The sequence below is a fragment of the Ruegeria sp. D6 genome (assembly GCF_056534365.1).
The window spans coordinates 89,135-104,037 of the sequence record NZ_JBQFPH010000002.1 but is presented as its reverse complement, the minus strand read 5'-3'; the positions used below and the strand labels follow the sequence as shown (position 1 = coordinate 104,037).

The window sequence follows — 14,903 nt, the reverse complement described above, 5'->3', positions numbered from 1 at the left end:
TTCATGGATGCGCGCTCGATCATCGCCAAACTTCGCCGTCAGGAAGTACCAACCGGCGACGAACTAATGTGGTTCGCGCAAGGCCTGGCCGATGGTGGCGTCAGTGACGCGCAGGCCGGGGCCTTTGCAATGGCTGTCTGTATGGGCGGTCTGGGGGCCAATGGGCGGGCTGATTTGACTGTTGCCATGCGCGACAGCGGCGAGGTGCTGACGTGGGATTTGGACGGGCCGGTGGTCGATAAGCATTCGACCGGTGGGGTCGGCGATTGCGTCAGCCTGCTGCTTGCCCCGGCTTTGGCGGAATGCGGGGCGTATGTGCCGATGATCTCGGGGCGTGGTCTGGGCCATACCGGGGGCACTCTGGACAAGCTCGAGGCCATACCGGGAGTGACCACTCAGATCGGGCAGGCGCGACTGACGCAAGTGCTGAAAGACACAGGGGCAGCCATCGTGGGGGCAACGCGCCAGATCGCCCCTGCGGACAAGCGGCTGTATGCGGTGCGCGATGTGACGGCGACGGTGGAGAGCCTTGACCTGATTACGGCATCAATCCTGTCCAAGAAGCTGGCGGCTAGCCCGGATGCGTTGGTTCTGGACGTTAAGGTGGGCAGCGGCGCGTTCATGAAGACACTCGATGAGGCACGCAATTTGGCGCAGGCCTTGACCGAAACGGCTAATGCCGCTGGTTGCCGTACATCCGCAGTGATCACCGACATGAGCCAGCCCCTTGCGTCCGCGCTGGGCAATGCGCTGGAAGTGGCCGAGGTGATGAAAGCTTTGACCAGCGGGCAGGGATCACCTTTGGCGGAAATCTCGGCCGAGTTGGGGGGCGTTCTCATGGCGGATGCCGGTATGTGCGCTTCGGCAGAGGAAGGGAACGCCAGAATAACCCAAGTGATCCGCGATGGTCGTGCAGCCGAACGGTTCGGACGCATGATGGCTGCCGTGGGTGGACCGGTGCATTTCGTTGACACATGGGATCGGTTTTTGCCAGAGGCCAATGTGATCCGGGAAGTTCATGCTCCGCATGGCGGATATGTCTCGTCTATTGATGGCGAGGCGCTGGGCCTCGCAGTCGTGGCCCTAGGCGGTGGGCGCCAGATCGAGAGCGATGAGATTGATCCGGCGGTTGGCTTGTCGGGCATTCTGAGGGTCGGAGATAAGGTGACCAAAGGCGCTCCGTTGGCGGTTGTTCATGCGGGGCGGGAAGATGCGGCGCAAAGGGCTGCGGCGGTGGTACTGGATGCTATTTCGCTGAGTGACGAACTGGTCGCGCAACCGCCGCAAATCCACGAAAGGATCTGCGCATGAGCCGCGCTTTCCTTGTGGTGATGGACTCGGTGGGTATCGGCGGCGCGCCGGATGCCGATCAGTTTTACAACGGCACCAAACCCGATACAGGCGCGAATACATTGGCCCACATAGCACAAGCTTGTGCCGAGGGGCGTGCGGAAGAAGGGCGGAGCGGACCGTTGCAACTGCCCAACCTGGATGCCATGGGGCTTGGGGCGGCGACCCGTCTGGCCTCGGGCGCACCGACGCCGGGCCTTGAGGCCGCGCCGACGGGCTTGTGGGGTTGCGCACGTGAATATTCTCCGGGAAAGGATACGCCCTCAGGGCATTGGGAACTGGCGGGTTTACCTGTGCCATGGGACTGGCGTTATTTCCCGGATCGCCAGCCAGCGTTTCCCGAAACGCTAAGCAAGGCTGCCGCCGAGGCAGCGGGGACCGACGGAATATTAGGCGACTGCCATGCCTCGGGGACGACGATCATCTCAGAACTGGGGGCCGAGCATATACGTACCGGCTGGCCGATCTGCTACACGTCTGCCGATAGCGTATTCCAGATTGCCGCGCATGAAGACAGCTTTGGGCTCGACCGACTGCTGGATATGTGCCGCTCACTGGCGCCGCGCTTGCACGAGATGAAAGTGGGCCGCGTTATCGCCCGGCCGTTTGTCGGAACGCCCGAAACGGGTTTCACCCGGACAACCAACCGCAAGGATTTTGCCATCGTTCCGCCAGAACCCGTTCTGACGAATTGGGCACAGGATGCCGGTCGCCGTGTGCATGCGGTGGGCAAGATTGGCGATATATTTTCAATGCAGGGGATCGACACGCTGCGAAAGGGTTCGGACGCAGAGTTGATGCGTCACCTGTCGGACCTCGTTGATGAGGCGGAAGAGGGCAGCCTGACCTTTGCAAACTTTGTCGAGTTCGACAGTCTGTATGGCCATCGGCGCGATATCAGCGGCTATGCCCGTGCGCTGGAATGGTTCGATTGTGAAATTGGCGCGATCCTACAAAAACTGCGCCCCGGTGATCTGATGCTATTGGCCGCAGACCACGGCAACGACCCCAGTTGGAGCGGCACTGACCACACCCGTGAACAAGTGCCCGTGCTGATCGCAGGGCAGGGCACGGGCGAGATCGGTCCCGTGAACTTTGCCGATATCGCCGCCAGTATCGCGCACCACCTGAACATACCGGCGCAAGGGCCGGGAAGGACTTTTCTATGACAGTCGCTGACCTGCCTAAGATCGAATTACATTTGCACCATGAAGGCGCCGCTCCGCCTAGCTTCATACGCCATCTGGCCCATGAGAAACGAGTGGACCTGAGCGGGATATTCAAACCCGACGGCTCTTATGATTTCCGCGACTTTGCCCATTTCCTTAGCGTTTATGAGGCTGCGTGCGAGGTGCTGAAAACGCCTGAAGATTTCCGCCGCCTGACGCTGGCCATTCTGGAAGAGAGTGCCGCGAATGGTGTGGTGTATTCCGAAACATTCCTTAGCCCGGATTTCTGCGGCGGTGGCGATTTGCATGCATGGAAGGATTACCTGACTGCGATTCAGGACGCCGCAGACGAGGCCGAGCGCAAATTCGGGATCACCCTGCGTGGTGTCATCACTTGTGTGCGCCATTTTGGACCCGAGCAAGCCAAGGCCAGCGCCCATTGTGCGGCTGAAACCGCAGGTGACTGGATTACCGGATTTGGTATGGGCGGCAACGAATCCGTCGGAACGCAGGGCGATTTCAAATGGGCCTTTGACTGCGCGCGCGAGGCTGGGTTGCGATTGACGACCCATGCCGGTGAATTTGGCGGTCCAGAGAGTGTTCGGGATGCTGTCCGTGATTTGGGGGTCGAGCGCATAGGCCATGGCGTTCGCGCCATCGAAGACCCGGATCTTGTGTACGAGTTAGTTGACCGGGGCATAACGCTTGAGGTCTGCCCGGGTTCAAACGTGGTACTGGGCCTGTTTCCTGATTTTGCCGCACATCCCATCGCTAAATTGCGTGATGCAGGCGTCAACGTCACGGTATCCACTGACGATCCGCCGTTTTTTCATACCACGATGCGGCGCGAATATGAGATGCTGAATGCAGCGTTCGGCTGGCAAGCCGAAGATTTTGCTGCCCTGAATGAAACAGCCCTGAACGCGGCCTTTTGCGATGAAGAGACCCGCGCGCGGGTCAAGAAAAGACTGGAGACATCATGAGCGATCACCTGACCGTCGTCGACCACCCATTGGTGCAGCACAAATTGACGCTCATGCGGGACAAAGGCACCTCAACCGCTGTGTTCCGGCAGTTGCTGCGCGAGATCACGCTTTTGCTGGCTTATGAGGTCACCCGCGAGATGCCGCTGACCACCCGCCATATCGAAACCCCGATGGAAGAAATGGACGCTCCCATTCTGGCGGGCAAAAAATTGGCGCTGGTATCGATCCTGCGGGCTGGAAACGGGATGTTGGACGGCGTGCTGGAGCTGATCCCCTCTGCCCGAGTGGGCTTCGTGGGGCTTTATCGGGATGAAGAGACGCTGAAGCCGGTCCAATACTATTTCAAAGCTCCCGAGGGTTTGACGGACCGTTTGGTCATTGCTGTTGATCCGATGCTGGCAACCGGCAACAGCTCGGCTGCGGCCATTGATTTGCTGAAAGAGCAGGGGGCGAAAGATATCCGCTTTCTGTGCCTGTTGGCTGCCCCCGAGGGCGTCGCGCGCATGAAAGAGGCGCACCCGGATGTCAAAATCGTCACGGCCGCGCTGGATCGTGAGCTGAACTCAAAGGGTTACATTATGCCTGGACTAGGTGACGCTGGCGACCGGATGTTCGGGACCAAATAGGTGCTATTGCCCACAGATATTCTGTAGCCGGACCCAATCGCGGTCGGGCAGTACCTGTTCCAAAGTACGACCCGCCATCGGATCGGCTTCTATCAATCCAAGAACGGACTCGCCTGTGATATCAAGCGCATAGGCGTATGGGGTCGAGGGCAGGGCGGTCTGTGCAAAAACCGCGAGCAGCACGTCATCGCTTAGCTGCGGCTGTGGACCGGATAGAACCTGCTCGGTGTAGGTGTCCACGATCTCGGGCGTCAATTCGCCGGTAGTCAGCAACCGAAATGCGGCACTCGGGCCGGTACGGTCCAACAGATCGTCCAGCGGTTCCTGCTGAGTTGCCCGCGCGCGCGCGGCTATGATGTATCCGGCGGCAACGGCTGGGTCTTCGTGATCTTCGACCAGTGCCCGGTTTAGCAGCACGGTTCCACCCGGCAGGCTCAGGCTGTCAGGCAGACCTGCTGGTAGGATCACGATTTGGCGGACACCGGTGCGGCGCGCCAGCTGATCCAGCGACGCTTGCGCATCAGGCGAAGAGCAAGCCTTGCCTGACACCCTTTCGATCCGCTGCAGGATTGCATCGCCGATTTCTTGTTGCTTGACCTCTGGCACTACCGAAACAACATGGCGCTGCAGTGCTCCGGGTAGCCAAAACAAAAGCACTGCCAAGACCGCCAGAACAACCCCTGCAACGCTGAGCCAACGCAGCCGTCCGGGATGTGGTCTGGCACGGTCGATGGCGCGCTGCAGCCGGTCAATTGCTTCGATCATTGTGGTTTCAGATTCTGCAAGCTCCAGTGTTTCGCCGGGATCGCCGTCGGGATTGAATATTGCAGGGTAGGTTCCGGGGTTTTGTCGCTCTAGCGCCGCCAGCGACCAATGGGTCAGCGCGCTGTCATTGAAGTCAGAAATCGTCAGAGTGGCTTCACCAATCGATACGACTACTTCGCGCCGTTGCTCATCGGGCGAGGGACGCCACAGACCGGTGGCTTCGATCCGCTGGTACTGTTTGAGTGCGGTCATCGGGTAATGCTGCTCAAATATTATTTTGCGCCAAGCTTAGCATGGCAAAAACCAGCGGCGCAAACCTGTTGCGCAGTGTTTGTGAAATGTGCTGAGTGTGCCGGGTAAGTTTCGGCCAGAACGGGCTGATTAAGGGCAGAGGCGCGGATGCAGTCACAACAACAAACCCATTCAATCATGGCGTCGTTGCTGATGGTTGCGGCCATGTCCATTATCGGCGTGATCGACAATTTCGTGATCCGCGTGGCCGAGAGCGTGGGGCTTTGGCAGTTTCACCTAAGTCGCGCCTTACTGATGCTGCCGCTGATCGCGGTGTTGTCGATATTGGGTTTGGGCACCTTGAGGCCCCGGCGGATTGGTGTCGTCGCGGTGCGCAGCGTGTTGATCACGCTGGCGATGCTCTTCTATTTCAGCGCGCTGGCATTGATGCCCATCGCTCAGGCGCTTGCCGGGTTATTCACATCGCCGATATTCGTGCTGTTGATTTCGGCCCTTTTGTTGAAACAGCGCATAGGTCCCTGGCGGATCGTGGCTGTTTTATTGGGGTTTTCGGGAATTCTGTGCGTATTGCAACCGGACCCGACATCGTTTGATGTAAAGACGCTGCTGCCAGTCGCTGGTGGCTTCTTTTACGCACTCAGCGCTGTTGTAACGCGCACCCACTGTTCCAATGAAAGCACTGTTGCGCTGCTGGCGGCGATGGTTGTCACGCTGGGGCTTGCGGGGGCGATCGGACTGATCTGGCTTGCCCTGTTTCCGGTTGGCGTGCCAGTCGGGCCGGATGGCTTCGCGATGCGCGGTTGGGTTTGGCCGATGCAAGACGCGTTGCCTTGGGTTGTGGTTCAGGCCGTGGGCTCAACAATTGCCGTTTTTATGCTGATCAAAGCCTATCAACTGGGTGAGCCATCATATGTCGCAGTCTTTGAATACTCGGTCATGATATTTGGCCCGTTCTTTGCTTGGGTGGCGTTTGGGCAGTCCGTCGGGCAGATGCAAATCATCGGCATTGGCATGATCGCCTCTGCCGGAGTGCTGCTTGGGTGGCGGGAGCGGCGGTTATCCTCGCTACAGCATGCGGCGCAGTAAGAACGGAATAGAATCGGCTTGTATCCCTCATAGCATCGTTTCGAAATGCATATCAAAGCTCGCTCGTAATACTGATTTGTTTATTCAAAACCAGTAAATTGCGGCGAAACTGACCTAATTTGGCCTCAAATGTGGCAAAACTAAGTCCAATTGAGGCACAACTCTAAGACCTTCTGAGTTGTGTGAAGGTGCCAACAGGGGGACGGCACGTGTTAGAGTTAGTGAGTGTTTCGGGGTATTCGAAACGTGAAGTTAAAGGCCGACAGGCCTTTGTGGGACAGGCCGCATCAGCGCGTCGTGGGGGATTGCTGCACGGAACCAAAGTGTCCACAACAGGGGGCTGGAAACGGGTCGAAAGACTAGTTGCAGGCGATCTGGTGCGGACCCGGGACCATGGGTTCAAAGAACTGAGGCGCGTTTGCGTCGACCGGATCGTGGTGCCGGGAGACGAACGCAGGCCCGAGCATCTGCCGATCCTTGTGCCATCCCGAGCAGCTTATAATGGGCGCCCAGTCTGGCTGATGCCGGAACAGGGTATGGCATTGGATCAAGGCAAGCTTGGTGTTGGAATCGAGGGGGTTTCGATTATTCCAGCTCGAACGCTCAGCGGGGTGGGGAGTATTGAGTCCAGCACGCCTGCGCAGTCATTCGATGTCACGTCATTACTCTTTGACGAGGATGAGCTGGTTTTTATCGAGGGCGGATTTCAGGCTTATTGCCCGTCCGGTCGCATGAATACCGGGTCAAGTCGAAACCCTGAGGCCTATGAAGTCGCGGATGCTGAACATGCCGATCTTCTGATCGAGGCCGTGACCGGCAAAGGGAACCTTTCGGCTTTAACCAACCCGTTGGCTGCGTTACCTGCACCCATTCCGCAAGAGCCAATTTTCCCGATCCGACCGGCATCGGGCGTACGTCGACCCGGGCGACCGGGGCGGCCCAATATGCCTGCGCTGTTCCTGCGGCCTGAATGGCAGCTGCAATAGTAGGTGTTTGAGTATGAAGCAGGCGCATGGGCTCATGCGCCTGCTGTCTTTGTTCAGGCGGCCTGTGCTTCGGGGTTGAAGCGGCCATAGAAGCTCTGACCTTTTTCCGCCATCTCGCGCAGCAGCGGCGGGCAGGTAAAGCGCTCACCATAGGCTTCGGTAAGTTGATCGCAGCGTTCGGCGGCGTAGGGCGTACCAATGATGTCCAACCAGCTGAGCGGGCCACCGGACCACGGCGCAAAGCCCCAGCCAAGTATCGCACCCACGTCGCCCTCGCGGATATCTTCCAGAACACCTTCTTCCAGCGCACGGACGGCTTCAAGAACCTGCGCGAACATCAGACGTTCCTGCACTTCGATCAGGTCGGGCTGGTTTGCGGCATGTGGGTATTTGTCCTGCAGGCCCTTCCAATACTCGACACGTTTGCCCTTGTCGTCATAGTCGAAGAATCCTGCATTGGCCTTGCGACCCAGACGACCTTGTTCTTCCATCCAAAAGATCAGATCATCGCCCGGGTTTTCCGGGTAAGCGTTGCCCATAGCTGCCTTAGTAGCGCGGGCGATCTTGGCCCCCAGGTCAATCGAGGTTTCGTCGTTCAGCTGAATGGGTCCTACGGGGAAGCCCAACTGACGCGCCGCATTGTCGATCAGAACAGGGCTGACGCCTTCGGTGATCATCCGCAGACCTTCGTTGATGTACGGAATAATGCAGCGGTTGGCGTAGAAGAAGCGCGCGTCATTGACCACGATCGGTGTCTTGCGGATTTGGCGCACATAGTCCAGCGCCTTGGCGACAGCACGATCACCGGTTTCCTTGCCTTTGATGATCTCGACCAGGAACATCTTCTCGACCGGTGAGAAGAAGTGGATGCCAATGAATTGCTCGGGCCGGACGCTGGCCCTGGCCAGATCTGTGATCGGTAGGGTCGAGGTGTTCGACGCAAAGATGCAATCCTCGGGGATGATCGCCTCGACCTTCTTGGTCATTTCAGCCTTGACGCCGGGGTCTTCGAACACGGCTTCGATGATCAGGTCGCAGCCTTTCAGGTGCTCCAGATCGGGCGTGGCGGTAATGCGGTCCAACAGGGCTTCTTTCTTCTCAGCCGTCGCTTTGCCGCGCTTGATCCCCTTATCCATATAGCTTGCGCTATAGGCCTTGCCCTTGTCGGCGGCCTCCTGATCTCGGTCGATAAGCACAACCTCCATCCCGGCCTGTGCCGAGACCAGAGCAATACCAGCCCCCATCATGCCGGCACCTAGAACGCCGACTTTCTTGACCCGCTGATCGGGTACATCCTTGGGTCGCACTGCGCCTTTCTCCAGCGCCTCCTTGTTCAGAAACAGCGACCGGATCATCGCTGACGAAGACGGGTTCATGAGCACGTTGGTGAACCAGCGCGCCTCAATCTTCAAGGCGGTGTCAAAGTCAACCAATGCGCCTTCGTAGATTGAACTCAACAGAGCCTTGGCCGCTGGGAAGGCACCTTGAGTCTTGCCGTTCACCATGGCGCTGGCGCCGACGAAGGTCATGAAACCGGCGGGGTGGTAGGGTGCGCCGCCGGGCATCTTGTAGCCCTTAGCATCCCACGGCTTTACCAGATCGGCTTCCTTGGCGTTCAGTACCCATTCCTTGGCCGCCGCAACCGGATCATCCGCCACCGCGTCGATCAGTTGTGCGCCTTTGGCCTTCTTCGGGTCCATCATCTTGCCTTCAAGCAAGACGGGTGCCGCCGCCATTGCGCCGACCATACGGCTGTAGCGCATGGTGCCGCCTCCACCGGGGAAGATACCCAGCAGAATCTCAGGCAGGCCGATCTTGGATTTCGGATTGCTGGTCATCACACGGTGATGACAGGCCAATGCGATCTCGGTACCAATCCCGGCACAGGTGCCGTTGATGGCACAGGCGACCGGCTTGCCGCCTTTTTTGGACTTGGGGTCCATGCCTGCCAGTTCCAGCCGACGTAGGATGTTATGGCCACTCATGACGAAATCGAACAGTGCCTGCGCGGGTTCGTCGCCGGCCTCCTGTCGGATCGTGGCGAGCGTGCTCAAGTCCATGCCGCCTGCAAACGACCCTTCTTTTCCACTGGTGATAACGATGCCCTTGATCTCATCATCCGCCAGCGCCTGATCGATCAGATCACCGACCAGAGTGAAGGCCTCGCGCGACAGGACGTTCATGGATTTGCCGGGAACGTCCCAGGTGATGAAGGCGACGCCATCGGCGTCTTTGCTGAGGGTGAAATCAGTCATTGTCATCTCCAATCTGGTCAGCCGTCAGCGGGCTGCCATCCTTGCGAGTGAAAGAGAATCCGTTCTCATCATCTTTCACCATCATATCTAAATCGCTGTAATAGCCGGTCTCGGTCGGGGTCCGGGTGCCCACCACCAGAAAGGTTGCGGGCGTGTCGGTTTTGTTCACAAGGTGATGGCCATTGGCCTCACCTGCAGGCCAAGCGGCGCAGTCACCGGGCAGCATCTCATGCTCGCCATCATCATCGATCAGCATGCATTTGCCGCTGAGCATGATGGCAAACTCGTCCTGCTCCATGTGGTAATGGCGCAGCGAGGATAGCCCCGAGGGCTCCAAACGTACGATGTTGACCCCGTATTGGGTCAGCCCGCCTGCATCTCCGACGCGCTGGACAAAACGACCCGCGGCGGCCTCGGCTAACTTGCCGGGATAAGATGAACCGCCTTTGAACGGTATCTGAGAAAGATCCAGTTTGGGCATCAGACGCGCTCGATAATTGTTGCCGCACCCATACCGGATGCGATGCAGAGTGTGGCCAGACCGGTTTCCTTGTCCTGACGCTCCAGCTCGTCCAGCAGCGTGCCGATAATCATCGCGCCGGTTGCACCCAGCGGGTGACCCATCGCGATCGAGCCGCCGTTGACGTTAACCAGCGCCGGATCAACATCAAACGCCTGCTGGAACCGAAGCACGACCGAGGCGAAGGCTTCGTTGACTTCAAACAGGTCCAGATCGCCGATTTTCATTCCGTTGTCGGCCAGAATTTTCTCAGTCACCGGAACCGGACCGGTCAGCATTATGGTCGGATCAGTGCCGATCTTCGCGGTCGCTTTGATGCGGGCGCGCGGCTTAAGGCCGTATTTCTCACCGAACTCCTTATTACCGATCAGCACAGCGGCCGCACCGTCCACGATGCCCGAGCTGTTGCCCGCGTGGTGTATGTGGTTGATCCGCTCAAGATGCGGGTATTTGATCATCGCCACCTTGTCGAAGCCCGGCATTTGCTCACCCATCATTGCGAAAGACGGGTTCAGCGCGCCAAGCGACTGCATGTCTGTGCCGGGACGCATGTACTCGTCGCGGTCCAGAATGATCAGACCGTTCTGATCTTTGATGGTGATCACCGACTTTTCAAACCGGTTGTCTTCCCAAGCCGCTGCTGCGCGTTTTTGGGATTCAACGGCCAGAGCATCGGCATCATCGCGGCTGAACCCATATTCGGTTGCGATGATGTCGGCCGAGATACCTTGCGGCACAAAATAGGTTTCCATCGCCAACGACGGGTCAACGGCAATCGCCGCACCATCGCTGCCCATGGCCACCCGGCCCATCATCTCGACACCGCCTGCGATATAGGCTTCACCCGCGCCGCCTTTGACCTGGTTTGCCGCCAAGTTCACAGCTTCCATGCCCGAGGCGCAGAAACGGTTGATCGCCAGACCGGGGATCGCTTCATCTAGATCCGAAGCCAGAACTGCCGAGCGCGCCAGACAGCCGCCTTGCTCCATCACCTGCGTGACGTTGCCCCAGATCACGTCCTCGACGGCGTGGCCTTCCAGATTGTTCCGTTCTTTCATCGCGTTCAGGGTCAGGGCAGACAGGCGCACCGAGGTTACCTCGTGCAGGCTGCCATCCTTGCGGCCCTTGCCGCGCGGGGTGCGCAGGGCGTCATAGATATAGGCTTCGGTCATGGGGTCTTCTCCTTAAGCTCGATCCGACGGGTTGCCGGGCATCAGGTCGTAGGGGTGTTTCCAACCGGGCTGTTCGCTAAGGCGCGTCAGCCAAGCATCGATGTTGGGCCAATCGGCGCGATCAAAGCCAAATGGTTCGGGGTAATAGAGGTAGCCGCAGCAGCTGATATCAGCATTGGTCACGCCGCCACCAACGATCCAGTCGCGGCCTTCAAGATGGGCGTTCAGTGTCTGATAAGCAGCCTTGAGGCGACCCTGATTGAACGCGATAACATCCGGATTGCGGTGCTTTTCGGGCAGGAAGTTGATCAGAAAACGAGTCAGTCCGGCCATCGAGCTAAGCTTGTGGTTGTCCCAAAGAACCCATCTGAAAATCTCGTAATTTTCGTCACGATCCTTGCCGCCGAATTTTCCGGATTTCTCGGTGACATAGGCCTGAATTGCTCCGGACTGGCTGGTGCGAAAATCGCCATCTACCAGTACGGGTGCTTCGCCCATTTCGTTCACTTCGGCCCGGAATTCAGGGGTGCGCGTTGCGCCGTTGAAAAAGTCGACAAAGACCGCTTCCCACTCCAGACCCGACATCTCAAGCGCCAGAGCGGCTTTGTAGCTGTTTCCGCTTTCACCGAAGCAATGCAGTTTGATGGTCATTTGGGCGCCCCTCCCAAGGCGTATTGCGCGTTCAGCGCTTTCTTGCGTCCAGCTCGGAGTTGAAGATGCGCAATCTGTGCGTCAGGTTCTCGTGATCAATCACGCTATTGAAATTCTCGAACAGGAACGACAAAGCCTCACCTTCATCCAATCCCGCCTCTCGCGCGAAACCGCGGAGTTTGCGATAGCCATCCTCGGTCATGGCGACGGGAAAGCGGCGGGTCAGGCGAAAGCGTTTTGGCATCTTGTCTCCTCCAAGGGTGGGTTCGGGCTACGACGCCCGAGCCCACACTGAGATCAGAAGTTCGCTGCGTCCAGCGCCATTACCGTGTCCGCTCCGGTTTGGATGCGCGCCAAATGCATGGCTGTCGCGGGCAGGCGACGGGCCATGTAGAAGCGACCGGTATTGATCTTGGTCTCGTAGAACTCTTTGTCCGAGGCGCCACCATCCAGCGCTTCGCGAGCGGCTTTCGCCATCTGAGCCCACATCAGGCCCAGGCAAACATGACCAAACATGTGCATGAAGTCATACGAACCGGACAGCGCGTTGTTAGGGTTCTTTATGCCTTCCTGCATGAAATACATGCCAGCGGCTTGCAGGTCCTTGGACGCGGCCTTCAGCGGTTCGATGAACGCTTTGTCATAAGCTTCATCCTTGCCGGCATTTTCCTTGCAGAAGGTTTTAACCATCTCAAAGAACGCCATGACATGCTTGCCGCCATCCTGCGCCAGCTTCCGGCCAACAAGATCCAACGCCTGAACGCCGTTTGCCCCTTCGTAGATCATCGCGATGCGGGCGTCGCGGGTGTATTGCGACATGCCCCATTCTTCGATGTAGCCATGGCCGCCATAGACCTGCTGCGCCTGAACGGTCATGTCGTAACCTTCATCCGTCAGGAAGCCCTTGATGACCGGTGTCAGCAGCGAGATCAGCCCGTCGGCATCCTTGTCACCCGAGCGGTGCGCCTTGTCGATCATGGTCGCGCCCCACAGGATGAACGCACGTGCGCCCTCGGTGAAGCTTTTCTGATCCATCAGGTTGCGGCGGATGTCCGGGTGCACGATCAGCGGATCGGCCGGGCCATCCGGGTTCTTCACACCTGTTACGTCGCGGCCCTGCAGGCGGTCTTTGGCGTATTCGACGGCGTTTTGATACGCTGCCTCGGCCTGGGACAGGCCTTGCATGCCCACACCCAGACGCGCTTCGTTCATCATCGTGAACATGGCGCGCATGCCTTTGTGCTCGTCGCCCAGCAGCCAGCCGGTGGCCTCGTCATAGTTCATGACGCAGGTCGAATTGCCGTGGATGCCCATCTTTTCCTCGATCTTGCCGACCGAAACACCATTCCGCTCGCCCGGAGTACCGTCTTCGTTCACGATAAACTTCGGGACAATAAACAGCGACACACCTTTGATGCCCTCGGGTCCGCCTGGAATTTTGGCCAGCACCAGGTGAATGATGTTGTCGGCCATGTCGTGATCGCCCGCAGAGATAAAGATTTTCTGACCGGAAATCTTGTAGCTGCCATCGTCCTGCGGCTCGGCTTTGGTACGCATAAGCCCCAGATCGGTGCCGCAATGCGGTTCGGTCAGGTTCATGGTGCCGGTCCATTCGCAGCTGACCATATTGGGCAGGTACGTGTTCTTCTGCTCGTCGGTTCCGTGCGCCAGAATGGCTGAGGCTGCGCCGTGGGTCAGGCCCTGATACATCACAAACGCCTGGTTCGCGCCCGAGAACATTTCGCCTACCGCAGTACCCATCACATAAGGCATGTTCTGGCCGCCATACTCTTCCGGCATGTCGAGGCCAGTCCAGCCGCCTTCTTTCATCTGCTCGAAGGCATCTTTGAAACCTGTTGGGGTGTACACAATCCCGTTTTCCAACCGGCACCCTTCGATGTCCCCAACCACGTTCAGCGGGTGCAACACATTGGTGGCAACTTTGCCCGCTTCTTCCAGAACCGCGCCGGTAAACTCGGCCTCCAGTTCATCATAGCCGGGGATATCCGACTGCGAGACTTTCAGAAAATCGTGCAGGATGAACTGCGTATCTTTGGTTGGCGCGTTATAGACGGGCATGTGAAGCTCCCTTAATTCATATGTCCGAAAGGCCGGGCTTATTCGGCGGCCTTCTTTTCCTGTTTCATCGAGGCGATAACCTTTTCGCCCCAGCGCAACTGCTCTTTTAGTTCGTCAATGGCCTGCGTCAGCTCTTCGCGGCGCGATTCCATGTCAGCAAGGCGCTCGCACGCGATTTCATAAGTGCGGGACATCTGGGTCAGCTGCTGGTCACCCACGTGGTACAGGTCCAGAAGCTGGCGGATCTCTTCGAGGCTGAAGCCAAAGCGCTTGCCGCGCAGGATCAGTTTCAGGCGTGCACGATCCCGTTTGGTGAACAAGCGCTTTTGGCCCTCGCGGATCGGAAACAAAAGCTCTTTGGCCTCGTAGAACCGCAATGTGCGGGGCGTGACATCATAGGTCTCGCACATTTCGCGGATGGTCAGCAGATCTTCGGTCATGGTTCAAACTCTCATCACTGGCGTCATGCAATCTGAGTTGCGCAGTCGATGAGCGTTTTACAACACACAAGTGACGTTTACGTAATGCGGACGCTGCGTCACAAAATAGTTGACGTAACATCCAGTCGCGTAAGCAGGGGTTTCGGCAATTTTCTTGCCGTAGGGGAAGGGGCTATTTCAGCAGGCCGACGGTCTGATCGCGCAATTGCTGAAGCGCATCCATTGCTTCATCCAATTGCGCGCGCTGCTGGCGCAGCTCTTCCATTTGACGATCGGCCATCTCGATAAAGGTCGCCATCTGCGCCTGATTGCCCTGATCTTCGTAGATCAGCAGCCACTGACGAATCTCTTCCAAAGGAAATCCAAACTTTCGACCACGCATGATCAGTTTCATCCGGGCGCATTCACGAGGCCCGTAAAACCGCGACCTGCCTTCACGGTCAGGCTGCAGCAATTCGATGTATTCGTAATAGCGCAGGGTGCGTGGGGTCACGTCGAACTCAGCGCACATTTCTTTGAATGACAAACGGGTGTCGGACATTCCGGGTCTCCTTGGCAGCAACCTA

General features: G+C 58.1%; 15 protein-coding genes. 6 read left to right on the top strand and 9 right to left on the bottom strand.

The features are described 5' to 3' along the window. Positions 1-3: 3 nt before the first annotated feature. Genes ACR0A1_RS07965 through upp form a run of 4 tightly spaced genes read left to right on the top strand, consistent with a single transcriptional unit; the run spans position 4 to position 4,131 of the window. The gene (locus ACR0A1_RS07965; protein WP_480866978.1) at positions 4-1,311 is read left to right on the top strand and encodes a thymidine phosphorylase; all 1,308 of its coding nucleotides are present in this window, start codon (positions 4-6) and stop codon (positions 1,309-1,311) included. Beyond that, positions 1,308-2,519, top strand: a complete 1,212-nt coding sequence (locus ACR0A1_RS07960; protein WP_480866976.1) for a phosphopentomutase — start codon at positions 1,308-1,310, stop codon at positions 2,517-2,519. Before ACR0A1_RS07965 ends, ACR0A1_RS07960 begins: the two co-directional genes overlap by 4 nt. Beyond that, a complete protein-coding gene (locus tag ACR0A1_RS07955; protein ID WP_480866974.1) occupies positions 2,516-3,502 on the top strand; it encodes an adenosine deaminase in 987 nt (328 codons plus the stop codon). Before ACR0A1_RS07960 ends, ACR0A1_RS07955 begins: the two co-directional genes overlap by 4 nt. Continuing rightward, a complete protein-coding gene (gene upp, locus ACR0A1_RS07950) occupies positions 3,499-4,131 on the top strand; it encodes a uracil phosphoribosyltransferase (protein ID WP_170391930.1) in 633 nt (210 codons plus the stop codon). Before ACR0A1_RS07955 ends, upp begins: the two co-directional genes overlap by 4 nt. Positions 4,132-4,134: 3 nt before the next feature. On the opposite strand, the gene ACR0A1_RS07945 is transcribed toward upp, so the two are convergent. After that, positions 4,135-5,148 carry a hypothetical protein gene (locus tag ACR0A1_RS07945; RefSeq protein ID WP_480866972.1) on the bottom strand — a complete coding sequence of 338 codons (1,014 nt, stop codon included), beginning with the start codon at positions 5,146-5,148 and terminating at the stop codon, positions 4,135-4,137. A gap of 147 nt (positions 5,149-5,295) precedes the next feature. Between ACR0A1_RS07945 and ACR0A1_RS07940 the strand changes: the two genes are divergently transcribed. Both ACR0A1_RS07940 and ACR0A1_RS07935 read left to right on the top strand, forming a co-directional pair. Beyond that, positions 5,296-6,234 carry a DMT family transporter gene (locus ACR0A1_RS07940; RefSeq protein WP_480866970.1) on the top strand — a complete coding sequence of 313 codons (939 nt, stop codon included), beginning with the start codon at positions 5,296-5,298 and terminating at the stop codon, positions 6,232-6,234. Between the two features lie 209 nt (positions 6,235-6,443). Further along, on the top strand, positions 6,444-7,220 hold the full coding sequence (locus ACR0A1_RS07935; RefSeq protein ID WP_480866968.1) for a Hint domain-containing protein: 777 nt from the start codon (positions 6,444-6,446) through the stop codon (positions 7,218-7,220). A gap of 53 nt (positions 7,221-7,273) precedes the next feature. On the opposite strand, the gene ACR0A1_RS07930 is transcribed toward ACR0A1_RS07935, so the two are convergent. From ACR0A1_RS07930 to ACR0A1_RS07895, 8 genes are all read right to left on the bottom strand, one after another. Beyond that, positions 7,274-9,475 carry a 3-hydroxyacyl-CoA dehydrogenase NAD-binding domain-containing protein gene (locus tag ACR0A1_RS07930; RefSeq protein WP_480866966.1) on the bottom strand — a complete coding sequence of 734 codons (2,202 nt, stop codon included), beginning with the start codon at positions 9,473-9,475 and terminating at the stop codon, positions 7,274-7,276. Continuing rightward, on the bottom strand, positions 9,468-9,956 hold the full coding sequence (locus ACR0A1_RS07925; RefSeq protein WP_480866964.1) for a cupin domain-containing protein: 489 nt from the start codon (positions 9,954-9,956) through the stop codon (positions 9,468-9,470). The genes ACR0A1_RS07930 and ACR0A1_RS07925 overlap by 8 nt, the downstream gene beginning before the upstream one ends. After that, positions 9,956-11,167 carry an acetyl-CoA C-acetyltransferase gene (locus ACR0A1_RS07920; protein WP_480752472.1) on the bottom strand — a complete coding sequence of 404 codons (1,212 nt, stop codon included), beginning with the start codon at positions 11,165-11,167 and terminating at the stop codon, positions 9,956-9,958. Before ACR0A1_RS07920 ends, ACR0A1_RS07925 begins: the two co-directional genes overlap by 1 nt. A gap of 12 nt (positions 11,168-11,179) precedes the next feature. Next, a complete protein-coding gene (locus ACR0A1_RS07915; RefSeq protein WP_170391918.1) occupies positions 11,180-11,818 on the bottom strand; it encodes a glutathione S-transferase in 639 nt (212 codons plus the stop codon). Between the two features lie 31 nt (positions 11,819-11,849). Further along, positions 11,850-12,062 (bottom strand): hypothetical protein, encoded by a 213-nt coding sequence (locus tag ACR0A1_RS07910; RefSeq protein WP_170391916.1) that lies wholly within the window; start codon positions 12,060-12,062, stop codon positions 11,850-11,852. 53 nt (positions 12,063-12,115) lie between these two features. Next, entirely contained in the window at positions 12,116-13,897 is a 1,782-nt protein-coding gene (locus ACR0A1_RS07905) for an acyl-CoA dehydrogenase C-terminal domain-containing protein (protein ID WP_480866961.1), read from the bottom strand. Between the two features lie 38 nt (positions 13,898-13,935). Next, positions 13,936-14,337: a MerR family transcriptional regulator gene (locus ACR0A1_RS07900; RefSeq protein ID WP_039536426.1), complete on the bottom strand. Its 402-nt coding sequence runs from the start codon at positions 14,335-14,337 to the stop codon at positions 13,936-13,938. Positions 14,338-14,509: 172 nt separating this feature from the next. After that, positions 14,510-14,878 (bottom strand): MerR family transcriptional regulator, encoded by a 369-nt coding sequence (locus tag ACR0A1_RS07895; protein ID WP_170391912.1) that lies wholly within the window; start codon positions 14,876-14,878, stop codon positions 14,510-14,512. Positions 14,879-14,903 lie beyond the last annotated feature (25 nt).